Annotated in this window: 21 protein-coding genes and 1 riboswitch; of the genes, 12 read left to right on the top strand and 9 right to left on the bottom strand. The window is 73.1% G+C overall.

The window, feature by feature from the left end:
- Positions 1-109 precede the first annotated feature (109 nt).
- The 6 genes from ACQP2Y_RS30875 to ACQP2Y_RS30850 form a co-directional block, all read right to left on the bottom strand.
- A complete protein-coding gene (locus ACQP2Y_RS30875; RefSeq protein WP_433718731.1) occupies positions 110-1,153 on the bottom strand; it encodes a cobalamin B12-binding domain-containing protein in 1,044 nt (347 codons plus the stop codon).
- Positions 1,153-2,841 (bottom strand): PP2C family protein-serine/threonine phosphatase, encoded by a 1,689-nt coding sequence (locus ACQP2Y_RS30870; protein WP_433718729.1) that lies wholly within the window; start codon positions 2,839-2,841, stop codon positions 1,153-1,155. The genes ACQP2Y_RS30875 and ACQP2Y_RS30870 overlap by 1 nt, the downstream gene beginning before the upstream one ends.
- An 88-nt stretch (positions 2,842-2,929) precedes the next feature.
- Positions 2,930-3,715, bottom strand: coding sequence for an exodeoxyribonuclease III (locus ACQP2Y_RS30865; protein ID WP_433718727.1), 786 nt, complete (start codon positions 3,713-3,715; stop codon positions 2,930-2,932).
- 50 nt (positions 3,716-3,765) lie between these two features.
- Positions 3,766-3,918, bottom strand: coding sequence for a hypothetical protein (locus tag ACQP2Y_RS30860; protein ID WP_360544105.1), 153 nt, complete (start codon positions 3,916-3,918; stop codon positions 3,766-3,768).
- Between the two features lie 152 nt (positions 3,919-4,070).
- Positions 4,071-6,344 carry a putative bifunctional diguanylate cyclase/phosphodiesterase gene (locus tag ACQP2Y_RS30855; RefSeq protein ID WP_433718726.1) on the bottom strand — a complete coding sequence of 758 codons (2,274 nt, stop codon included), beginning with the start codon at positions 6,342-6,344 and terminating at the stop codon, positions 4,071-4,073.
- A gap of 21 nt (positions 6,345-6,365) precedes the next feature.
- The gene (locus ACQP2Y_RS30850) at positions 6,366-7,226 is read right to left on the bottom strand and encodes a universal stress protein (RefSeq protein WP_433718724.1); all 861 of its coding nucleotides are present in this window, start codon (positions 7,224-7,226) and stop codon (positions 6,366-6,368) included.
- Between the two features lie 178 nt (positions 7,227-7,404).
- Here ACQP2Y_RS30850 and ACQP2Y_RS30845 point away from each other — a divergent pair, with 178 nt between their 5' ends.
- On the top strand, positions 7,405-8,688 hold the full coding sequence (locus ACQP2Y_RS30845; RefSeq protein WP_433718722.1) for a citrate synthase: 1,284 nt from the start codon (positions 7,405-7,407) through the stop codon (positions 8,686-8,688).
- 30 nt (positions 8,689-8,718) lie between these two features.
- Here ACQP2Y_RS30845 and ACQP2Y_RS30840 read toward each other — a convergent pair whose 3' ends face one another.
- Positions 8,719-9,984, bottom strand: a complete 1,266-nt coding sequence (locus ACQP2Y_RS30840; RefSeq protein WP_433718721.1) for a glycosyltransferase — start codon at positions 9,982-9,984, stop codon at positions 8,719-8,721.
- 59 nt (positions 9,985-10,043) lie between these two features.
- Between ACQP2Y_RS30840 and ACQP2Y_RS30835 the strand changes: the two genes are divergently transcribed.
- The 8 genes from ACQP2Y_RS30835 (at position 10,044) to ACQP2Y_RS30800 (ending at position 18,942) form a co-directional block, all read left to right on the top strand.
- Positions 10,044-10,349, top strand: coding sequence for an ArsR/SmtB family transcription factor (locus tag ACQP2Y_RS30835; protein ID WP_433718720.1), 306 nt, complete (start codon positions 10,044-10,046; stop codon positions 10,347-10,349).
- Positions 10,346-10,870 (top strand): SRPBCC family protein, encoded by a 525-nt coding sequence (locus tag ACQP2Y_RS30830; protein ID WP_433718719.1) that lies wholly within the window; start codon positions 10,346-10,348, stop codon positions 10,868-10,870. Before ACQP2Y_RS30835 ends, ACQP2Y_RS30830 begins: the two co-directional genes overlap by 4 nt.
- Before the next feature lie 60 nt (positions 10,871-10,930).
- A complete protein-coding gene (locus ACQP2Y_RS30825) occupies positions 10,931-11,428 on the top strand; it encodes a SigE family RNA polymerase sigma factor (RefSeq protein WP_360544091.1) in 498 nt (165 codons plus the stop codon).
- Complete coding sequence (locus ACQP2Y_RS30820) at positions 11,425-12,690, top strand: hypothetical protein (RefSeq protein WP_433718716.1); 1,266 nt, start codon at positions 11,425-11,427, stop codon at positions 12,688-12,690. The genes ACQP2Y_RS30825 and ACQP2Y_RS30820 overlap by 4 nt, the downstream gene beginning before the upstream one ends.
- A 108-nt stretch (positions 12,691-12,798) precedes the next feature.
- A complete protein-coding gene (locus tag ACQP2Y_RS30815; protein WP_433718715.1) occupies positions 12,799-14,370 on the top strand; it encodes a gluconokinase in 1,572 nt (523 codons plus the stop codon).
- Positions 14,371-14,454: 84 nt separating this feature from the next.
- Positions 14,455-14,582: riboswitch (cobalamin riboswitch) on the top strand.
- A 31-nt stretch (positions 14,583-14,613) separates the two neighbouring features.
- Positions 14,614-16,869 carry a VWA domain-containing protein gene (locus ACQP2Y_RS30810; protein ID WP_433718714.1) on the top strand — a complete coding sequence of 752 codons (2,256 nt, stop codon included), beginning with the start codon at positions 14,614-14,616 and terminating at the stop codon, positions 16,867-16,869.
- A gap of 103 nt (positions 16,870-16,972) precedes the next feature.
- The gene (gene cobO / locus ACQP2Y_RS30805) at positions 16,973-17,572 is read left to right on the top strand and encodes a cob(I)yrinic acid a,c-diamide adenosyltransferase (protein ID WP_433718712.1); all 600 of its coding nucleotides are present in this window, start codon (positions 16,973-16,975) and stop codon (positions 17,570-17,572) included.
- The gene (locus ACQP2Y_RS30800; RefSeq protein ID WP_433718710.1) at positions 17,566-18,942 is read left to right on the top strand and encodes a cobyrinate a,c-diamide synthase; all 1,377 of its coding nucleotides are present in this window, start codon (positions 17,566-17,568) and stop codon (positions 18,940-18,942) included. Before cobO ends, ACQP2Y_RS30800 begins: the two co-directional genes overlap by 7 nt.
- Before the next feature lie 138 nt (positions 18,943-19,080).
- Here the strand turns inward: ACQP2Y_RS30800 and ACQP2Y_RS30795 are convergent, their stop codons facing one another.
- Positions 19,081-19,656, bottom strand: a complete 576-nt coding sequence (locus ACQP2Y_RS30795) for a TetR/AcrR family transcriptional regulator (RefSeq protein ID WP_433718708.1) — start codon at positions 19,654-19,656, stop codon at positions 19,081-19,083.
- A 113-nt stretch (positions 19,657-19,769) separates the two neighbouring features.
- On the opposite strand from ACQP2Y_RS30795, the gene ACQP2Y_RS30790 reads away from it, so the two are divergent.
- From ACQP2Y_RS30790 to ACQP2Y_RS30780, 3 genes are all read left to right on the top strand, one after another.
- On the top strand, positions 19,770-20,084 hold the full coding sequence (locus ACQP2Y_RS30790; RefSeq protein WP_433718706.1) for a hypothetical protein: 315 nt from the start codon (positions 19,770-19,772) through the stop codon (positions 20,082-20,084).
- Positions 20,084-20,932 carry a class I SAM-dependent methyltransferase gene (locus ACQP2Y_RS30785; RefSeq protein ID WP_433718703.1) on the top strand — a complete coding sequence of 283 codons (849 nt, stop codon included), beginning with the start codon at positions 20,084-20,086 and terminating at the stop codon, positions 20,930-20,932. Before ACQP2Y_RS30790 ends, ACQP2Y_RS30785 begins: the two co-directional genes overlap by 1 nt.
- Positions 20,933-21,217: 285 nt before the next feature.
- On the top strand, positions 21,218-21,619 hold the full coding sequence (locus tag ACQP2Y_RS30780; RefSeq protein WP_433718701.1) for a cobalamin biosynthesis protein: 402 nt from the start codon (positions 21,218-21,220) through the stop codon (positions 21,617-21,619).
- Here ACQP2Y_RS30780 and ACQP2Y_RS30775 read toward each other — a convergent pair.
- Positions 21,616-22,530: a Nif3-like dinuclear metal center hexameric protein gene (locus tag ACQP2Y_RS30775; protein WP_433718699.1), complete on the bottom strand. Its 915-nt coding sequence runs from the start codon at positions 22,528-22,530 to the stop codon at positions 21,616-21,618. The two genes, ACQP2Y_RS30780 and ACQP2Y_RS30775, sit on opposite strands and share 4 nt — an antisense overlap.
- Positions 22,531-22,553: the final 23 nt, after the last annotated feature.

The raw sequence follows: 22,553 nt of genomic DNA, 5'->3' as shown, positions 1-22,553 counted from the left end.
GCCGGAGAAGGCACGGCGGGCCCGAGTCGTCAGGGCCAGGATCTACGCGTGTCAGCGTCAGGAGATCATGCCCGTACGCTAGCGCCGGGCCGGACGGCGGTCCACCGATTTACCGGCGCAGCGTGGCCACACCCGCGTCGATGATCCTGATCGCCGCCGGATAGTCGCGGAGCTGGTCGCGCATCAGCGTCAGCCCGATCTGCAGGGCCACCGGTGGCACCTCACGGGCCTCCAGCACCGCCGCGGTCCATGCCACGAAGTCGGTGAAGACCTGCTCGTCGGCCACGTACAGGGCCGCCGCCAGGAAGTCGACCACGTGGCCGAGGTCGTCGAGCGTCGAGTCGTACTGCCGCTGGCTGTACGCGCCCATCGGCGGGTACGCCGCCGTCAGCCGGGTCATCGCGGTCTGCACCAGCTCACCCCGGTGCCGCACCAGGTACGTGTATTCGTCGTCGCCGAGGAACGCCGTCCGGTACGGGTCCTCGATCGGTGGCGGCCACTCCCGCGCCAGCCGCCGCACCGCACCCTCGGCGTCGGCCGCCCACGCGTCCGCACCCAGGCGCTGCGCCCAGCGGCCCTCGGGACCGAAGCCCCGACCGCCGGCGATCACCGGGACACCGACCGAGCGGCAGGCCGTGATCGCCGCGTGCGCCCGCGGCAGGCGGGTCGCCAGCATGCAGCTCAGCGCCACCGCGTCCGGGCCGGTCTGGTGCAGGTGGGTGACCAGGTGCGGGCCCGGCACGCTGGCGCCGAGGAAGTCAACCCGCCAGCCGTCCAGCCGCAGCATCTCGCCGAGGATGCGGACCGGCAGGGCGTGCCACTCGCCGTCGACGCAGGCGACCGTGATCCGGCCGCGGGTCGGGCGCACCGCGCTGCGGGCCGAGACGGCGGCCAGGGCCCGTTCGCTGATCGCGGTGGCCGCGTGCTCGCGAGCGATCGACCACTCGTTGGCCGCCCACAGCGCGCCGACCCGGCTCTGGGTGCGGGCGATCAGGTCCAGCATCACGCGGGCCGGGGCAACGCCGTTGTCGAGCAGGCCGGTGACGATCTCGACGGCGCCGTACTCGTCACCGTCGCCCACCAGGCGCAGATAATGCTCACCCACACCGGGGTCGTCCAGGGAACGCGGGGGAGTGGTGGTGGAGACGGTCATCAGCGGCTCCGGCCCCGGCGGTCACCCCGCCGGGCATCGATCGCGAACGGCGACACGGGGGCGGCGCCGGTGTCCATCAGGCTCAGCTTGGTGCGCGCCGGCGCTCGCACGGCGAGCATCGCGATGTCGTCGCGGACCCCGCCGTGCACCCAGTCGGAGACGAGCTGGCGGACCCGTCCCACCGCTGCCGCGCCGGGCATGCCGGCGCAGCTCGCCAGGGCGTCGCGGAGCCTGCTCTCGCCGTACTGCTCCGTGCCGCCCGGGCCGCCGCGGGCCTCGGTGAGACCGTCGCTGTACATCAGGCAGAGCTCGCCCGGGGCCAGCTCGACCACGGCCGGGCCCACGGTGATGTGCGGGACGACCCCGATCAGCGTGCCGGAGACGGGAACCGGCTCGACGGTGCCGTCGGCGCGCAGCACCAGCGGCGCGGGATGCCCGCCGGTGGCCAGGCACATGCGCACCCGGCCGTGCTCGGCCCGGCTGATCGCGGCGACGACCAGGGTGACGAAGCGGTGCTGGCGGCCCGAGTCCAGCAGCGCGCGGTTGAGCACCGTCAGCATCGCGGCCGGGTCGGCGTCGACCAGCCGCAGCGCGCGCAGCGTCTGGCGCACCTTGCCGGTCAGCACGGCCGCCTCGGGACCTTTGCCGCAGACGTCGCCCAGCGCGACGACCGTCTCGGGGCTGTCCTCGACCGGGCCGAACACGTCGTAGAAGTCGCCGCCGATCCGCAGCGCGTCCTTCGCCGCCTGGTAGGAGCCGATCAGCTCGACGCCCTCGGGCTGCGGCAGCTCCGGCGGCAGCAGGTCGGCCTGCAGGATGGCGGTGGTGTCGACCTGGTCGCGGTAGAGGGCGGCGGCGGAGATCGCGGCGCCGGCGCGGGCAGCGAAGATCCGGGCCAGCATCTCGTCCTCGGCCGAGAACACCGCGTCGGGGCCGCGCCGGGCCAGGATCAGTGCGCCGGCCGGCTCGGCGTTGCCCGGCAGCGGCGTCACCAGCAGGGCGCCGACCGGGCCGAAGCCCTCGGGCAGCAGCCACGCCGGCACCTGTGAGGCGTCCAGCCAGCGGCTCGGGATCGGTGGGAAGCCGCCCAGCGCCTCCTCCAGGCCGGGCACCTCGCCGAGCACACTCTCGCGGAGCATGCCCTCCTCCACGGACTCGCCGGCGATCAGCCGCATCCACTCGTTCTGCCGGCGGCGGGCCGGCAACACCACGACCGCGGCGTCGGCCAGGTGGGCCGCCGCCAGCTCCACGGTGGTACGCAGGCAGCGCCGCTGGTTGAGCGAGGCTGACAACCGGCGGCTCGCCTCGGCCAGGAACAGCGTGCGGTCGCGCTCAGCCTGGAACTCCTGGGCGCGGGCGAGCTCCTCGGTGATGTCCTGCAGATACCACCCGTAGTGCTCGTCGCCGAGCGGGCGGCGGTGGCCGAGCAGCTGCCGGCCCTGGTGGTTGTCGGTGAAGGTGCTGGTGCCCTCGGCGATCGCCCGGGCGAGCCCGGCCAGGGGGCTGTGCGCGGCCGTGATCCCCGGCCGCACGTCGGGCAGCATGGCCTGCGCCGCAGTGTTGACCAGCACGATCGTGTGATCGTCGGTGGTGCACAGCAGCACCGCCTCGCCGGCGGCGTCCAGCGCCGCGCGCAGCAGGGCGGGCGCGGGGGCGAGGACCGGAGCGGCCGGTGCCCGGGTGTCCATGTCCGTTCCCCTTCCTCTCCCCGCCGGTGGCTGTGATTCCGCCCAGCCTACGTGGTGCGGTCGGATCCGGCTCTGCTCAGACGGGCGACTACGCGTCGCCGGCGGCGTCCCCGTCCAGGTCGACCAGCACCGGAGCGTGGTCGGAGGGGCCCTTGCCCTTGCGGGCCTCCCGGTCGATCACCGCGTCGGTGACCCGGGCCGCCACATCGGCGGTCGCATAGACCAGGTCGATCCGCATGCCCTTGTTCTGGTGGAACATGCCGGCCCGATAGTCCCAGTAGGTGAACGGCCGGTCGCCCTTCATGGGCCGGGGCACGACGTCGGTGAGACCGAGCGCCCGCAGCGCGGCCAGGGCCTCGCGCTCGGGTGGGGTGACGTGAGTGGAGTCGGCGAAGACCTTGATGTCCCAGACGTCGTCATCGCTCGGGGCGACGTTGAAGTCCCCGGCCACCACGGCCGGCCCGGGCGTCGCGGCGAGCGCGTCCCGCAGCGCGGCGAACCACGCCAGCTTGTACGCGTAGTGCGGGTCGTCCGGGGTGCGCCCGTTGGGCACGTACACCGAGGTGAAGCGGATGCCGGCGCAGGTGGCGCTGATCGCGCGGGCCTCCGGTTCGGGGAAGCCGGGCTCGCCGTCGAAGCCGTGCCGCACGTCGGCCAGGCCGACCCGGGAGAGCAGGGCGACGCCGTTCCAGCGGCCCTGGCCGTACGCGGCGGTCTCGTAGCCGAGCGCGGCGACCTCCTGCTCGGGGAAGCCGTCGGCGGCGACCTTGGTCTCCTGCAGACAGAGCACGTCGGGCCGGGCCTGCTCGAGCCACTCCAGCAGCCGGGGCAGCCGGGCCTTGACCGAGTTCACGTTCCACGTGGCGAAGCGCATCCACTCAGCCTGCCAGCGCGCGACGGCGTCGATGTCGCCGGGTCGGAGGTTCAGTGCTCCGGGGTGCGGTGCTCGGCGCGCATCGGCGCGGAACTGCTCCGGACGGCCAGGAGCAGGGCGGCGGTCAGTCCCGAGGCCAGCAAGAGCAGCACGGCCACCAGCCAGAGCACGGACCCCTCGGATCCGATCAAACTCGTCATCATGTCGCCTCCTCCGGTCCCCATGTCATCGGCCCGGTGCCGCCGAAGGCAAGGATCCGGGCGAGCGAATAATGCCGGACTTGTCAGCGGGACGCCAGGGGCTGAGGAGACGTTTGTCACCTCATGGGGAAGACCGTACCCGCTGTGCCGCGGGTTCACCCGGGAGGAGCGGGGGCGTACCGGCGGGCGCCCCAGTGGGTGGCGAAGTCGCCGGCCCCCACGCCCGGGCCCCACAGCCAGCCCTGGCCCTGGGTGACGCCGACCGCGGCGAGCGCGTCGCGCTGTACCCGGGTCTCCACGCCCTCGGCCACGATGCTCAGGCCCAGTGCCCGGCTCATCGCCACCACCGCCCGGACGATCTCCTCGTCCTCGCCGCTCTCGCCGAGCCCGGACACGAACGAGCGATCGATCTTGACCCCGGTGACCGGGAAGCGGCGCAGGTAGCCCAGCGCCGAGAAGCCCGTGCCGAAGTCGTCGACGAGCAGCTTGAGGCCGAGCTCGCGCAGCTCGTACAGCACCCGGGCGGTGACGCTGCCGCCGTCGGCCATCACCGACTCGGTCATCTCCAGCGCCACGGCCGCGGCCGGCACCCCGTGCTGGAGCAGCTCACCGGCCACGATCAGGGGCAGCTCGGCGTTGCTGAGCTGGCGCGGCGAGACGTTGATGGACAGGTAGAAGTCGGCGCCGACGGTGCCGTCCGCGCGCCAGGTGGCCAGCTGGCTGAGCGCCTCGTTGCGGACCCAGGTGCCGAGCGTGCCGATCAGGCCGGCGTCCTCGGCGACCGGGATGAAGGTCATCGGCGGGATCGGCCCGCGCTGCGGGTGGTTCCACCGCACCAGGGCCTCGGCGCCGATCGGCCGGCCGGTCTCCAGCCGTACGATCGGCTGGTAGACGACGCTGAGCTGGCCCTCGACCAGGGCCGTGCGCAGCGCGCCCTCCAGCTCGATGCGCTCGCGGACCCGGTCGTGCATGGAGGTGTCGAAGATGGTGGCCCGCCCGGGGCCCTCGGCCTTGGAGCGGTACATCGCGGTGTCGGCGTCGCGCAGCAGGGCCTGGGCGGTCACCTCGGGGGTGTCGTCGCCGGGCGCGTGCGCGATGCCGATCGACGCGCTGATCACCACCTCGGTGTCGCGGACCCGCAGCGAGCTGGCGAAGCAGCCTTGGATGACGTCGACCAGCCGCAGCGCACCCTGCTCGTCGCCGAGGTAGGCGACCAGGAACTCGTCCCCGCCGACCCGGGCGAGCATCGTGCCGGCCGGGATCGCCGCGCGCAGCCGGGCCGCGACCTCGATGACCAGCTGGTCACCCGTGTCGTGGCCCCAGGAGTCGTTGACCCATTTGAAGCCGTCCAGGTCGAGCAGGTACACCCAGATCCGCCGGGGGTCCGGCGGGGGCACCGTGCCCAGCAGCCGCTCGATCTCGTGCGAGATCATCCGGCGGTTGGGCAGGCCGGTCAGCGGGTCGTGCATGGCCTGGTGCTCGGAGTGCAGCTGCGCCGCGACCTGCGCCTGCACCGCGGAGATGGCCCGCAGCAGCAGCAACGCGACGATGGCCAGGCCGCAGGCGCCGATCAGCGCGCGGTATTCCGGCGAGTCGCCGCCGACCAGCACCAGCAGCACGAACGGGGTGGACACGGCGGGCACCAGCAGGGTCATCCGGCGCCACGACCAGGCCTGCACCGGGTGCCGGGTGGCGCGGCCCAGCCCCACGACCGACGGGTGCAGCGCGCTCACCCCGAGCAGCACGTACGCCAGCAGGAACGGCACGTCCAGCAGCGGCGACGTGTAGGTCTTGCCTTCCACCCCGATGATCCCGTACGCCACGTCGCCCACGACCATCAGCGCCATCCCGCCGAGCAGCGCCGTCAGGCTCACCGGCCAGGTGCGCGCCGTGAAGGTCAGGTTGATGCCCAGGGCCAGCAGCACCACGTCGAACAGCGGGTAGAGCCCGGCCAGCACCGACTCGATCGCCGGCCGGTCGGAGATCGCCGCGGCCGGCGCGGCGAGCAGCAGCGCGCCGGCCAGCCCGCCGGCCAGGCAGACCATGAGCCCGTCGAGGACCGAGTGCCGGGCGATGCCGCCCCGCGAGCGCAGCAGCATGGTGAAGGACGTGCCGATCAGGACGTAGCCCGGCACGGTGAACGCGTCCGCGATCAGCGGCCGGCCGACCACCAGCGGCCGGACCACCACGCCGACCAGGAACAACAGGGCCGCGGCGCCCATGAACAACCAGGCCGCGCGGGGCTCGGCGCCGAGGCGGCGCGGCGCGGAGAAGCACGCCCAGACCGTGCCGGCGCCGATCGCGGCGAAGCAGGCCACGCTGACCGGTTCGGCCAGATTCAGGGTGTACAGGGCCGTGGCGAGCACGCCGGCGACGCCGAAGAGCTTCCACCATCGCCGACCCCGTGTCGACGGAGCTGCGGTCAGCACCCGTCATCGCCCCCTGGCCAGTCAGCTCATCAGCGCTCCCGCCGATGGCACCGTACCCGCCGGCGACCTGTCCCCGGCAGGGGTTCCGTGGACAAACACTGTCGGACAGGCACACCTGCGCAGCAGCTGCTGAGCCACCGCGCCCAGCAGTGAGCCGCCGCTGATGCCCCGCGGACCCACGATCATCATCCGGGCTCGACGCGACGCGCGGATGAGAATCGGCGCAGCTTCGCCGACCAGGATCCGGCGCCGGGCGCCCTCGAGGCCCTCGACGCCGGCCACCGCGGCCTCCAGCAGGCGCCGGCCGGCCTCCCGCTCGTCCTCGTGGCTCACCACGTGCGCGACTTCCACCGGGGCGTGCCGGCGGCGGGCCTCCGCCGCGGCCAGCCGCAGGGCCAACAGGGAGCTCGGCGAGCCGTCGACGGCGGTCAGCAGCGGGCCGGCCGGCGGGCGGTTGCCCCGGGCCACCACGACCGGGCAGCGGGCCCGGGCGACGGTCTGCACGAGTACGGAGTCGGCCGGCAGGCGCGGGCTGAGGGCGAGGTCGTCGTCGCCGAGCACGATCAGATCCGCGGTGCGGCTCTGCCGCAGCAGCTCACGGACCGGCAGGCCGTCGGCGAGCAGGCCCTCGACGTGCACCCCGGGCACCGTGCGGGTGGCGGTGGCGACCGCCTCGGCCACGATCCGCCCGGCCTCGTGGCGCGCCGTGGCCCAGTCGGGTGCATCATCGAAGGAGCGCGGGCCGGGCCAGGAGAACACGTGCACGATCCGCAGCGGTTGACCCCGGGCCACGGCCTCCCGCGCACCCAGCCGCGCGGCGGCCAGCCCCGAAGAAGTGCCGTTGACGCCCACCACGACAGGAGCGGGGCCCGGTATCCGCATCGGTTCACCACCTCCGCACCGCGACGACGCGGTCCACAGACCATTATCTATGGTGTTCCTGGGAAGGCGGTCGTGATCAATCCCTCAGCGGTCGACCGTCTGATGACCCGTTCAGGTTGAGGGTTTACGGTGAACGGCAGGTTATTGGCGACATCTGCCGGTGAAGTGAGGGAAATACATGACGGATGTCAAGCTCGACCACCCCGGTGGCCAGTTGTCCATGCCGGTCCGCCCGGCGGTCGAGGGTCCAGGCGGCATCGACGTCAGCGCGCTGCTGAAGGAGACCGGATACGTCACCCTGGACCAGGGCTTCGTCAACACGGCTTCCTGCGCGTCGGCGATCACCTACATCGACGGTGACGCCGGCATCCTGCGCTATCGGGGCTTCCCGATCGAGCAGCTCGCGGGCAAGGCCTCGTTCCTCGAGGTGTCGTACCTGCTGATCCACGACGCGCTGCCGACGCCGGCCCAGCTGGCCGAGTTCGGCGACAAGATCCGCGTGCACACGCTGCTGCAGGAGGAGATGCGCGCCTTCTTCTCCGGCTTCCCGCGCGACGCGCACCCGATGGCCGTGCTCTCCTCGGCCGTCACCGCGCTGTCGACCTTCTACCAGGACGCGCTCGACCCGACCGATCCGGAGCAGGTCGAGATCTCCGGGATCCGGCTGATGGCGAAGCTTCCGACGATCGCGGCGTACGCGTACAAGAAGTCCATCGGCCACCCGCTGCCGTACCCGGACAACTCCCTGGACTACGTCGAGAACTTCCTGCGCATGACGTTCGGCCTGCCCACCGTGAACTACGAGGTGGACCCGACGCTGGCGAAGGTCCTCGACATGCTCTTCGTGCTGCACGCCGACCACGAGCAGAACTGCTCGACGTCGACCGTGCGGCTGGTGGGCTCGGCCCAGGCCAACCTGTTCGCGTCGGTGTCCTCGGGCATCAACGCGCTCTCCGGCCCGCTGCACGGCGGCGCCAACTCCGCGGTGCTGGAGATGCTCGAGGGCATCCGCGCCGACGGCGGTGACGTGGACGCCTTCGTGCGCCGCGTCAAGGCCAAGGAGAAGGGCGTGAAGCTGATGGGCTTCGGCCACCGGGTCTACAAGAACTACGACCCGCGCGCCGCCATCGTCAAGAAGGCCGTCCAGGACGTCATCTCCACGATGGACAAGCCCGACCCGCTGCTCGACATCGCGCTCAAGCTCGAGGAGATCGCCCTCGCGGACGACTACTTCGTCTCCCGCAAGCTGTACCCGAACGTCGACTTCTACACCGGCCTGATCTACAAGGCCATGGGCTTCCCCACCAAGATGTTCACGGTGCTGTTCGCCCTCGGCCGGCTGCCCGGCTGGATCGCCCAGTGGGCCGAGCAGAACGCCGACCCGGCCACCAAGATCGGCCGCCCGCGCCAGCTCTACATCGGCGAGACCGAGCGGCAGTTCATCCCGATCACCGAGCGCTGATCGGTCGTTCCCGGGCGGCCGCCCTCCTGCTCAGGAGGGCGGCCGCTGCTTTTCCAGCCGCTGCTTCTCCAGCCATTGCGCGATCCGCGCCGTGCCGTCCTCGTCCGCCAGCCGGGCCGCGACGGCCGCGGCCCGCGCCGCATAGCGCGGCTCGGCCGTGACCGACCGCAGAGCCCGGGCCAGGCGGTCCGCCGTCAGCTTCGACAGGGGTACGGGCGGCGGCGCCACCCCCAGCTCGTGCAGCCGCCGGGCCCAGAACGGCTGATCGGCCAGCACCGGTACGCCCACCGCCGGCACTCCCGCGCGTAACCCGGCCGCGGTCGTCCCCGCCCCGCAGTGGTGCACCACGGCGGCCATCCGCGGGAAGAGCCAGTCGTGCGGCAGCGCACCGACACTCAGCACGTCCGGCCCGTCCTCGACGCGCAGCCCCGACCAGCCCGCCTGCACGACCGCCCGCACCCCGGCGGCGCGCACAGCGGCCAGCACGGGCACCGCGAGCCGCTCCCCATGACCCGGCGCCATGCTGCCGAAGCCCACGAACACCGGCGGCGGCCCGGCCGCGAGGAACCGCTCGACCTCGGCGGGTGGACTCCAGCCTCGCGGGCGCTCGGGCCACCAGTAGCCGACCACTTCCTGCGAGGCCGGCCAGTCCGCCGGCCGGGGCACCACGCTCGGGCTGAAGCCGTGGAAGGTCGGCCACCGGTGCTGCTGGGCCCGTTGCAGCGCGGCCATGCCCCGGCGGGGCAGGCCGAGGCGCCGGCGCAGGTCTCGGACCGGCCCGGCATAGAGCGGGTGCGCCGCGGACTCCAGGAAGCGCCCGGTGAGCCGGTTGCCCGTCCGGCCCAGGGAACGGCCGCCGACCAGCACCGGCCCGAAGTCACCGGTCGGGAAGACCGGCTGGAGGAAGACCCCGGCCCAGGGGAGGCCGGCCGCCTCGGCCACCTGATAGCCCAGCGGGGCGACGACCGTGGAGAGCAGCACTGCCTCGGCGCCGGTCTGCTCGACCGCCCGCACGATGCCGTCGCCCAGCTCGGCGACCAGCGGCCGGGCGATGCGCAGCAGCCGCAGCAGGGCCCGCGGCCCGGTGCCCGAGCCGGTGCCGTCCTGGCCGCGCGCCCGCGGCAGGATCTGCCGCAGATCGCCGGGCAGGGCCACGAACGGCAGGTCGACGAGCTCGCGGAACGGCTCGTGGGAGGCCAGCGTGACGTCGTGGCCGGCGTCGCGCAGCCGGGCGCCGAGTCCCGTGTACGGGGCCACATCACCGGTCGAGCCGGACGTCACGATCAGCACCCGCATGCCCCGAGGATAGCTGTATGCCTTGACGGTTATATAACCCCAGTGGAATAGTCGCCTCTGTGCCCGTGGATGCCATCTCCGTACTCGCCGAGCCGACCCGCCGCCGGATCCTCGACGAGCTGCGGCTGGCCGACAGCAGCGTCGGACAGCTGGTCGAGAAGCTCGCGATGAGCCAGCCCGCCGTCTCCAAACACCTGAAGGTGCTGCGCGAGGCCGGGTTCGTCGCCAGCCGCACCGCCGCCCAGCAACGCATCTACTCCCTCGAGCCCGGACCGTTCCGCGCGCTCGATGCCTGGCTGGCGCCGTACCGCCGGTTGTGGACCCGGCACCTGGACGCCCTGGAACGCCACCTGGAGGAATCATGAAGGCCGATTTCGACCCCGGCCCGCTCGCCGACGCGACCGTCGTCGCCGATGGCGGGTCCTGGACCCTGATCTTCGTGCGGGCCCTGCCGCACCCGCCGGAGAAGGTGTGGGCCGCCCTCACCGACCCCGAGCGCCTCGACCAGTGGGCGCCGTTCGCCGCCGCCGGCGACCTGTCGCGCCCCGGCGAGACGACCCTGACGATGGTCGACGGTCCCGATCGGACGGACCTGCCCGCCACCGTGCTGCGCGCCGACGCGCCCACCCTGCTCGAATACACGTGGGGCGACGACCTGCTGCGCTGGGAGCTGACCCCGGCCGACGGCGGCACCACACTCACCCTGCGGCACACCTTCGCCAAGCGCGACGAGGCACCGATGTTCCTGGCCGGCTGGCACCTGTGCGTCGCCGTGCTGGCGCGGCTGCTGGCCGGCGACCCGGTCGGTGTCATCCGCGGCCGCGACGCCACCGCCCACGGCTGGGAGGAACTGCGCGCGGCGTACGCCCAGAAACTGCCGGGCTGACCGGCAACCTTTCCCCGCCCGCCGGTGTCAGGCAGGGTGACGGACGGGGAGAGGCAGGCCATGCGCGACGGGTTCGACGACTTCGTACGCAGCCGCAGCACCGGCCTGCTGCGGATCGCGTACCTGCTCACCGGAGACCGGCACAGTGCCGAGGACCTGGTGCAGGAGGTGCTCGAGCAGATGTACGTGAAGTGGCGCCGGATCCACAGCATGCCCGAGGCGTACGCCCGCCGGGCCCTGGTCAACCGGGCCGCCAACCGCTGGCGCCGCCGGGGCCGCCGCCCGGAGGCACCCCTGGGCAGCCACGACGTCGCCGCGCCGGACCACAGTGAGCACGTCGTGGTCCGCGACACCGTGGTGGAGGCGTTACGGGCGCTGCCGCCGCGGCAACGGGCGGCGGTGGTGCTGCGCTACCTGGAGGACCTGCCGGTCGCCGAGGTTGCGCGGGCGCTGGACTGCTCAGAGGGCAACGTCAAGAGCAGCGTGTCCCGGGGCCTGACCCGGCTGCGGGCCGCCCTCGACCCCGTCACCACGACCACCGAACGGGGACGGGCATGACCGACACCGACATCCGTACCGCGCTGGAGCACGCCACCGGTGACCTGCGTACCCCGCCCGACCTGCTGGACCGGGTGCGGGCCGGTGGCCGGCGGCGGGTGGTGCGACGCCGTACCGTGCTCGCCGCGGGCCTGGCCACGATCGCCGCCGGCGGCACCGCCGGCGCCCTGATCTCCGGTGGCGACGGCGGCGCAGCGCCGGTCGCCTCGCCCCTGCTCGACCACCCGACCCGGGGCGACCTCAAGAACGACGCCGCCTTCCTCGACCGCGTCCGCAAGGCCTGGCGCGACCACCTCGGCGGCGTCTCCGTGCGCGGTGAACCGCACATCGCGTGGGCCGGCCTGGCGCCGCACGACAGCCGGGTGGCGGTGGTCGCACAGCGGGTGCCGCAACGGGTCGCGTCCCCGATCGGCCAGATCAGCTACGGCCTGACCGGCTTCGTGGAGCAGACACCGGACGGGCTGCACGTCATCTCGCTCGAGGAGATGCTCACCGGGGCCACCAACGCCACGGCCGCGCTGCTCGGCCCGGACCGCAACGTGCTGATGGTCCTCGACGACGGCCGCGGCATCCGGTACTCGCCGGCCGTCGCCTACACCGAACGGGGCAAGATCAGCCGCACCTTCACGCCGCTCGACTTCCGGACCCACGACGGCGTGGCCTTCGAGGCCACCGCACAGTCACGGACCCTGATCCAGGTGGCACTGCGCGCGGACGTACCCGACTCGCAGGGCGACCGCTCGGTCGGCCTGGTCAATCTCTCCCGGCTGGTGGAGGACGCCGGCCGCGGTGCGCCACCGGCCGGCACCGCACGCCGGGCCCGGCTGCTGGCCGGCCCCGCGTCCGAGGCGGACGATCTGTGGGACCTCGCCGGTCGCGACGGCTACGACGACCGGTACGGCTACCGGATCACCCCGCCGCCCGGCGACACCTGGATCCTGCGGGGCACCACCGCCGACGGCCGCCGGTTCGTCGTGCAGACCCTGACCAGCACCGACGACCGCGTACGCCTGTTCCTGTCGCTGGGCACCCCCGAACCGGTGCTGCGCGGCTTCCCGGACTCCGCGGCACCCCTGCCGGTGCAGGTACGCCTGCCCGACGGCCAGGGCGTCGTGGTCGCCGCAACGGGCAGATTGCGCTACCGCGTGGCCGGCGGCACGTGGTTGCCGATCAGCGGTGACGCGGCGCTGCTGCCCGCCGCGGCCGGCGAGGTCGAGGTGACCACCGCGCGAGGGCAGGCGGTCCGGGTGCGACTCGCCTAAGGTCGGGGACAGGTGTCCGGTCCCTCCGCCGGCTCTCGCCGCGCGGTTCTGCCGCGGGCTTGAGTTGCGCGGTGATCGGGCATGTCTGTCGGCGATCAGGGAGGCTGCATGGACGTCGTCATCGGTGTCGACACCGGAACCACCGCGACCAAGGCCATCGCCGCCGGGCCGACGGGTGAGGTGCGCGCGATGGCCAGCGTGCACTACCCGCTGTCGGTGCCCGGCCCGGGACAGGCCGAACTCGACCCGGTGAAGCTGCGCGACGCCGCGGTCGAAGCGCTGATCACCGTGGCCAAGGAGGCCCGCGAGCGCGGTGACCGGGTCATCGCCGTGAGCCTCAGCGCCTTCCTGCACGCGCTGGTCCCGATGAACGCCGACGGCACGGCCCGCGGCCCGCTGATCACCTGGGCGGACAACCGGGCCGCCGGGCAGAGCGACCGGATCGTGGCGTCCGGCCGGGCCAAGGACCTTCAGGCCCGCACCGGTACGCCGGTGCACCCGATGTCCCCGCTGACCAAACTCGCCTGGTGGGGTGCCACCGACCCGGCTGTCCTGCGGGACACGCCGCGCTGGGGTGGCGTCAAGGAGATCGTCCTGGCGGGCGTCGCGGACGAGGGCTTCCTGCTGGACCTGTCGGTCGCCTCCGGCACCGGCATGTACGACATCCACCAGCGGCGCTGGGACCCTGAGGCCCTGGAGCTGGCGGGGATCCAGGAGAGCCGGCTGGCTGAGGTCGTACCGACGACCCGGCAGCTGCGCCTCAACCGGGAGGTGGCAGTCGCCGCCGGGCTCCCGCCGGACCTGCCCCTGATCATCGGGGCCGCCGACGGACCGCTGGCCAACCTGGGCGTGGGCGCGACGCCGGTCGGAGTGGCGGCCGTGTCCCTGGGCACGAGCGGCGCCCTGCGCACCGTGGTGCACGGCCCGACCGCGGACAAGGCGGGCCGGCTGTTCTGCTACGCGCTGACCGAGGACCGCTGGGTGGTCGGCGGCGCGATCAACAACGCGGGATCCGTGGTCCGCTGGGCCGGCCAGACCTTCGCGGGCGGCTTCGACCGGCCCACCGCTGAGGGCGAGGACGCCGACGTCCGCGACGCGGCCCTGCTGACCGAGGCGGCGGAGGTGGCGCCGGGCAGCGAGGGGCTGCTCTGCCTGCCGTACCTGCTGGGCGAACGGGCGCCGTGGTGGCGCGGGGGGATGCGCGGGGCGTACATCGGCCTGCGCCGCGAGCACGGCCGGGCCCACCTGGTCCGGGCCGCGGTCGAGGGGGTGTGCCAGCAGCTGGCGCTGGTCCGCGACACGTTCGCCGACGAGGGCATCGCGATGACCGAGGTCCGGGCCACCGGCGGGGCGGTCGCCTCGGAGCTGTGGGTCGGCATCCTGGCGGCGGCGCTGGACCTGCCGGTGGCGATCGCCGACACGCCGGAGGGGACGGCGCTGGGTGCCTGCCTGCTGGCCCGGCACGCGCTGGGGGAGCTGCCCGACCTGGACGAGGCGGCGGCGCTGGTGGCGATCACCGAGCACGAGCGGCCGGACCCGAAGAACGCCGACCTGTACCGGCGGATGCGGCCGCTGGTGGAGCAGTCGGCGCTGGCCGTCACGGATGTGCTCAAGGAGCTGGACAAGCTCGCTCCGGAGCCGCTGCCGGACACGGAGAAGGCCCTGCCGGGGGTCGGCTGAGCCGCCGGTCGCGGCCGGGGCCCGTTGAGCTGCGGGGGCCGGGGCCGTGAGGATGCCCACGTGGCCCCGCGTTGACGGCGTGCCGGGCCGTGAGAAAGAGTGGCTCGCGAGCGGCAGTGGAGGAACCCGGTGGGAGACCGGGACGGTCCCGCCACTGTGACCGGGGTTCGCCCCCGGAAGTCAGGAGACTCCGGCCGCTCGTACCTTCCACACGCGGGCGCGGACCCGCGGAAAGGACCGGGCGTGACGCCGTACCCGTTCTCTGCCGTCGTCGGCCTCGACGACCTGCGGCTCGCGCTGCTGCTGACCGCTGTGTCCCCCGCCGTCGGCGGGGTCCTGGTCCGCGGCGAAAAGGGCACGGCCAAGTCCACGGTCGTCCGTGCCCTGGCCACCCTGCTGCCCGAGGTCGACGTGGTCCGCGGCTGCCGCTTCGCCTGTGATCCCGCGGCGCCCGACCCCGGCTGCCCCGACGGGCCGCACGAGCCCGGCGCACCGCACGGCCACCGCCCCGCCACGCTGGTCGAGCTGCCCGTCGGTGCCACCGAGGACCGGGTCGTCGGCACCCTGGACATCCAGCGTGCGCTCGCCGACGGCGTCAAGGCGTACGAGCCGGGTCTGCTCGCCGCGGCCCACCGCGGCGCCCTCTACGTCGACGAGGTCAACCTGCTGCCGGACCACCTCGTGGACCTGCTGCTCGACGCGGCGGCGATGGGCCGCGCCCACGTCGAGCGCGACGGGGTGTCGGTCAAGCACGCGGCCCGGTTCCTGCTGGTCGGCACGATGAACCCCGAGGAGGGCGAGCCCCGCCCGCAGCTGGTCGACCGGTTCGGCCTGGTCGTGACGGTCGCCGCCCCGCGCGACGCGAAGCTGCGGGCCGAGGTGGTCCGGCGCCGCCTGGCGTACGAGGCCGGCCCGGATGTGTTCGCGGCCCGGTTCGCGGCCGACGAGAAAGCCCTGGCCGAGCGGATCCTGGCCGCTCGGGGGCGGGTGCCGTCCGTGCAGCTGCCGGACGCTGAGCTGGACCGGATCGCCCGGGTGTGCCTGGCCTACGGTGTCGACGGGATGCGCGCGGACATCGTGGTGGCGCGGTGTGCGGTGGCTCTGGCTGCGTGGCACGGTCGCGATCTGGTGACGGCGGAAGACATTCGGGATGCGGCGCGGCTTGCGTTGCCGCATCGGCGTCGTAAGGATCCGCTTGATCCACCGGGTACTGATGAGGAGCGGTTGGAAGAGGCGCTGGATCAGGCCGCTCAGGATGATCCGGATGAGGATCCGCCGCCTGGTGATGGTCCTGGCGGGCCTGATTCCGGCGGCCCGGACTCTGACGGCCCGGACTCTGACGGCCCGGATTCCGGCGGCCTGGGCTCTGGCGGGCCGAATTCCGGCGGTGCCGATTCTGGTGGGCCCGGCTCTGGTGGGCCGGATGGTTCCGGTGGGCCTGGGCGGAGTGGCGGGCCTTCCGGCCCGGTTGAGCAGGCTTCGGGGGATGCCGCCGCTGAGGCGCCGGCTGACGAGCAGCGCAAGGTGAGTGGGGGTGCGGCGGCTCAGGCGGGTGTCGCCTACCGGCCGCGGACGTTGCGGATCTCTGCTCGGGGTGAGGGTGGGCATGCCGGGCGTCGGTCGCCGGCTTTCGCCCGGCGGGGGCGGGTGGTCGGGTCGTGGATTCCGCGCGGCAAGCTCGCCGGTGCGCCGCATCTGCCGGCCACTCTGCGTGCTGCCATCCACCGCGGCGCCGCCGCTGTGCCGCCATCGGGCTCTCAGATCACCGCGCCGGGTGCGCGGGACGGCCGGGGACTGGGTGAACCGAATGGCTCCGAGGAGCATGTGTGGCTTGACCGCGAGCTTGGTGATGCGCCTGTTTCCGGTCCCGCCGGTCCCGCTTCTCCGGCGGGCAGGCGGGCCGCGGCCGCGCGCCGGACGGGGGTGGTGCAGCCGCGTGACCTGCGAGAGGCCGTGCATGTCGGGCGTGAGGCCAACCTGGTGCTGTTCGTCGTGGACGCGTCCGGGTCGATGGCCGCGCGGAAGCGGATGACCGTCGTCAAGACCGCTGTGCTTTCGCTGCTGCGGGACGCGTACCAGCGGCGGGACCGGATCGGCATGATCACCTTCCGGGGGTCGACCGCGGATCAGGTGCTGCCGCCCACGTCGAGCCATGAGGTCGGGGTGCTGCGGCTCGCCGGGTTGCGTACCGGTGGGCGTACCCCGCTGGCCGCCGGCCTGCGCGCCGCGGCCGCGACCATCGCCACCGAGCGCCGCCGTGACCCGCGCCGGCGGCCGCTGCTGATCATCGTCACCGACGGGCGCGCGACCAGCGGGCCTGATCCTGTGCTCGTCGCGCCGGCGCTGGCCGGCGTGGCCGCGGTGGTCGTCGACTGCGAGGCCGGGCCGATCCGGCTCGGCCTGGCCCGGCGGCTGGCCGCCGCCCTCGGCGCCGACATCATGCCGCTCGACGCCCTTGCCGCCAACCCGACCTCCACCCCGTTGGGGAGGGCGGCGTGAAGCCGTCTTCCGGGTTCGCCCCACAGGTTTTCGCGTCGGCCCCGCAGGTTTCCGTGCTCGGCCCGCAGGATTTTGTGTTCGCGTCGTTGAGGAAGGCTGCCTGATGCCGCAGGGACAGGTCACCACCGTGCCGCAGGATGGGCTCACCACGCGGCAGCGGCGCCGGCAGGCTGTGCTGGCCGTCCACACCGGACACGGCAAGGGGAAGTCGACCGCCGCGTTCGGGATGGCTCTGCGGGCGTGGAGTGCGGGCTGGTCCATCGGTGTCTTCCAGTTCGTGAAGTCCGAGAAGTGGCGGGTCGGCGAGGAGGCCGCACTCAAGGCCCTCGGGCAGGCCGGCGGGCCGAGCGTGGCCTGGCACAAGATGGGTGAAGGCTGGTCCTGGATCCAGCGGGCCGGCACCGAACGCGATCACGCCGCCGAGGCGGCCGAGGGCTGGGCGCAGATCAAGCGAGATCTGGCTGCCGAGACCCACAAGTTCTATGTGCTCGACGAGTTCACGTACCCGATGAAGTGGGGTTGGGTTGATGTCGCCGACGTCGTCGCGACGCTCGCGGAGCGGCCCGGCACCCAGCACGTGGTGATCACCGGCCGGGACGCGCACCCGGACCTGCTCGCCGCGGCCGACCTGGTCACCGAGATGACGAAGGTCAAGCATCCGATGGACGCCGGCCGCAAGGGACAGCAGGGCATCGAATGGTGAGCATCCCGCGCGTGGTCATCGCCGCGCCCGCCTCCGGGCACGGCAAGACGACGGTGGCCACCGGGCTGCTGGCCGCGTACGCCGCGCGCGGCTTGAGCGTGGCGCCGTTCAAGGTGGGCCCGGACTACATCGATCCTGGCTATCACGCGCTCGCGGCGGGCCGGCCCGGACGCAACCTCGACCCGGTGATGGTCGGCGAGGAACTGATCGGACCCCTGTTCGCGCACGGTTCGGCGGGCACCGACCTGGCCGTCGTCGAGGGTGTGATGGGGCTCTACGACGGGCGTACCGGTGCGGGCGACACCGGGTCGACCGCGCACGTCGCCGGCCTGCTCGACGCGCCGGTCATCCTGGTCGTCGACGCCGCCGCGCAGGGCCGTTCGGTGGCCGCGCTGGTGCACGGCTTCCGCAGCTTCGGCAACGTCCGCCTGGCCGGGGTGATCCTGAACCGGGTCGGCTCCGACCGGCACGAGTCGATCCTGCGCGAGGCGTGCGAGGAGGTGGGCACGCCGGTGCTGGGCGCGATGCGCCGGGCGGATGCCGTCGCGGCCCCGTCCCGCCACCTCGGCCTGGTGCCCGCGGCCGAACGTCGCACCGAGGCCACCACGTCGGTCGCGGCCCTCGCGTCGCTGGTCACGGCGTCGGTCGACCTCGATGCGGTGCTGGCCGTCGCCCGTACCGCGCCGCCGCTGACGGCGACGCCGTGGACCCCACAGGCCGCGGACCCGGTGCCGGGCCGCCCGGTGGTCGCCATCGCGGGCGGACCGGCGTTCACTTTCGCGTACGCGGAAACAGCCGAACTCCTGGCCGGCGCCGGCGCGGAGGTCGTGACGGTCGACCCGCTCCGCGACGAGGCCCTGCCGGAGGGCACCCGCGCGCTGGTCGTCGGCGGCGGCTTCCCCGAGGTGTACGCGGCAGAACTGTCCGCGAACGAGCCCCTGCGCCTGGCCGTGGCGTCACTGGCGGCGGTGGGCATGCCGATCGCGGCGGAATGCGCTGGGCTGCTGTGGCTGTGCCGGACTTTGGACGGCGCGCCGATGTGCGGGGTGCTGAACGCTGACGCTTCGATGACGCCGACGCTGACGCTGGGGTATCGGGACGCGGTTGCGCTCACGGATAGTCCGTTGTTCCCGGCGGGGTCGCGGATCACCGGTCATGAGTTCCATCGGACGATGGTGCATCCGCGGTCGGGGCTGTTGCTGGAACCGGCTGGGGGAGCGGCTTGGGCCTGGCGGGGGGCTGATCCGGAGGGGTTCGCCACGGGGAACCTTCATGCTTCGTATCTGCATCTGCATTGGGCTGCGGCGCCGGCTATCGCGCGGCGGGTGGTGGCGCAGGCGGCTGCGGTCAGGCCGATCGCGGTGCCCTGATTGCTGCCCGGCATCGACATGCGGGGAGATTCTTGCGCCGGCCCACGGCCCGCTGGTGATCTGCTGATAGGCAGTGGGCCAGGATCCTAGGAAGTCCTGCGCGATGTGGCGGGAATCCAGGCCGCGGTCCCGCCGGCGCTACAGCGGTGTTGTCAGGATCGCGCCTGCGACGGTGTCGACGTACCAACGCTGGAACTCGTCGCTGGTCCAGCCGCGTTCGCGAACCAGCCGGTCGTAGTTGCGGACGTCCTGGGCCAGCCACAGCACGTCGGCGATCTTGTCCGGGAGCAGGTCGTCCCGCAGCTCGCCGGTCGCGGCCAGGTCCGCGGCGAACATCGTCATACCGCGCTGCCGGTCCTCGAGGTTCTTGCGCCATACCGCCGCCGCGTCCGGGTCCGCGGTGGCTGCCCCGGCCAACGCCAGCATCACCTGCGCCTGACGCTCGTGGGTCTCGGCGAGGTGGCGGGCGAAGCGGGCGAGCCGGTCCCGTGCCCCGGTGAGCGCACGGATCTCCGCGACGAACGCCCGGTCCGGCAGTGCCACCGGCGCGTCGTCACCGGCGATCGTGACGTCGACCAGTTCCGAGAGCAGCTGCCGCTTGCTGCCGAACACGGCATAGAGCGTCTGGACGGCCACCCCGGCTTCGGTCGCCACGGTGGTGAGCCGGGTCGCCGCATAGCCGGGGTCGACGAACAACTTGGCCGCAGCGTCCAAGATCGCCCGTCGTGTCTGCCTCGCCTGTTCCTGTCGTCGAGCTGACGTGTAAGCCCTGCCGCCGGTCACCGGTTCAGTGTAGTAATCTATTCGATAGAGCTTCACTCTATTCAATGGTCGAGAGGGCGTACGCGATGCCGTTCGGTGTGGTGCAGGAGATGCCGGGAGTCAGCGAAGCGGAGTACCGCCAGGTCGAGAAGCACCTGGGCCCGGATCGGCCGCCGGGCCTGCTGGCCCACGTCGCCGGGCCGAGCGACGTCGGCTGGCGCATCATCAACATCTGGGCGGACGAGGCGGCGTTCCGCGCGTTCCAGTCGCAACGCCTGGTCCGGGCCGCGGGTCTCGCCGCGCAGGAGGACGGTTTTGATCCCACGAAGGCCGCCTCGTTCAGCTCGCTGAGCGTCGACGGCGCCGAGATGCCGTTCTGATGGCACGCGCGGCGCAGCTGCGTGCCCGCAATGCAAGCTTCTGGGAACAGGCCGCGCCCGGCTGGGTCCGGCATGCCGAGCGGCAGGACGAATTCGGCCGTCCGCTGGGCGCGGCGGCGATGGAGCGACTGCGCGCGGCCCCCGGCGAGCGCGTGCTGGACGTTGGTTGCGGCTGCGGCGGTACGACGGCTGAGCTCGCGACGGCAGTCGGTCCCTCCGGTGTCGCCGTAGGCGTCGACCTTTCCGAGGCGATGGTGGCTGCCGCGCGACACCGGTTCCCGGAGCCGCGCTTCCTGGCGGGTGACGTCGAGACGATGGGTGCGGTGCCGGGAGCGCCGTTCGACGCGGCGTACTCCCGGATGACCGTGATGGTCCTGGCCGACCCGGTCGCCGGGCTCACCACGATCGCGCAGTCCCTGCGTCCAGGTGGTCGGTTCGCTGCAACGGTCTTCCGTGACGCCGGGACCGTCCCGTGGCTGCCGGCTGCCGTGTTGGGCGCTGCTCCGCATGTGGGAGATCTGCCGCCGCTGCCGCTCGGGAACGAGCCAGGGCCGTTCGCCTTCGCGGATCCCGCACGGATCGAGCGCCTGCTCACGGCCGCAGGCTTCGGCGCCGTGGTGATCGAACCGCACGACGTCACGCTGAACCCGCCGGACGAGCCGGACGCGGTCGCTGAGTGGTTGATCGAGATCGGGCCGGCCGGTGCCGCCTACCGGAAGGCCACCCCTCCGGCGCAGGCGTCGGCCAGATCGGGTGCGGTGCGGCTGCTCGAACGCTTCCGTACTCATGGTGTCGGCTACCGTCTCCCGGCTGGTATCTGGCTCGTGTCCGCGGAGCTCGGCGGCTGACACCCGTCCCCGTCGTAACTGTGGCCGTGCCTCGATCGGCTGTCGGGACGTGTCCGGTGACCGGTCGACGCGGGACTGCTCCTGAGCCCGTTTCCGGAACACCGGACCCTCGTCTTCGTGGGCCGATCGGGGTGTACCCGGCTCCGCCGTCCTGTCCCGGTGACCTGTGGAGCGGCGTGTCGGCATCGATGGGGATCCGAGAGCCGGCGGGGTGACTGCGGCCTGCGGCCGCTCGAACCCCAACGCTGTCCCACGAACAGACTGGCGCCGGCGTACGGTCCGGAGGTGATCGTGACGGGCAGCCTGGTCCTCGGCCTCGGGGCACGAGCCGGCGTACCCGAGGAAGAGCTGGCTGCGGCAATCGATGCCGCGCTGCAGCAAGCCGGTCTGGAACCCGCCCGGATCAACGCCCTTGCCACCCTGGATCGGCGCGCCGCTGAGGCGGGCGTCCAAGCCGTCGCCCAGCGATACGGCTGGCCGGTCACCGGGTTCGCCGGGGCTGCCCTGGCCGTTGTCGACGTGCCGCACGGTTCTGGAATTGTGGCCGCGGCGACCGGCACCCCGAGCGTCGCGGAAGCCGCCGCGCTGCTGGCCGCCGGCCCTGACGCCGTTCTCGTCCTGCCCAAGATGGCTTTTCCCCGGTCGACTGTGGCGATCGCTCGCGGCAGCATTGATCCCCACGCCTAACGCCACCACTGCGGCTCGTCGAGCAGGTGCGGTGTCAGACTGTGCCGTTCCGCGAACCAACGGCTGAGCTGGGTGCGCAGTACGAGCTGCTCGCTGGCCGCGTGGGACACGCCGATCAGCGTCATCGTCGTGCCGGCCGCGAAGGCCCGGACCCCGGCGTACTTGCGACGGCCGTAGTCGCCCTCGATCCGTACGTGGATCTCGCCGGTCAGCCAGGCCTGCGCACCGTGGTCCTCCGCCGCCGCCATCTCGGCCACCCGGTCGCCGATGCCGCCGACCACCGCGATCCGCTCGATGACCGGTCGCTGCCGGCCGGCGACCTCCACGAGATCGACCTTGAAGATCCGCCGGGCCGTGGCGATGAGCTCAGTGCTGGACAGCGGCGGCACCCGGCACAGCAGACCCGCGAACCCGTTGCCGTAGGGCCAGAAGCCGCCCTCCACGGTGCCGCCGAGCGCCTCCACAATCGCGGCCGCCGTGCCGACCTCGCGTGACGTGTCCATCGGGGCGTGGACGGCATACATGCTCAGCCCGCGTCCGGTGATCGCGGCGAGGTGGCGGCTGCCGATCGGCACGAAGCCCTCGGCCCAGCGTCCGTCCGGGTGACCGTTGCGCACGTCGATCGGATGGTGGGTGATCAGCAGGTCGCCGGGACGGGCAAGCGCCAGCCACTGCTCCAGGACCTCCGCGGACGGGAAGCAGGCGGCGAAGACCTGCCCGACCTGCGGCCGGCCACGGATCATCAGGCCATTGAACTTCTCGGCGAATTCCGGCGTGGCCCAGCGCCGCCAGTCGACGCCGGCCTCGGCATAGACCTGGGGGAGGTGCCGGCTCATGGCGATGTCGGGCGCGGCTGAGGCGAGCTCGAACAACCGGTCGAGATCGTCGACGACGGTCTGCAACTGCGCCATGGCGGTGACGGTAGCTCGGTCCG

Source organism: Actinoplanes sp. CA-051413 (assembly GCF_050955795.1).
GTDB lineage: Bacteria > Actinomycetota > Actinomycetes > Mycobacteriales > Micromonosporaceae > Actinoplanes.
The sequence above is the reverse complement of the archived record's forward strand: the minus strand, read 5'-3'. Positions and strand labels throughout refer to the sequence as shown.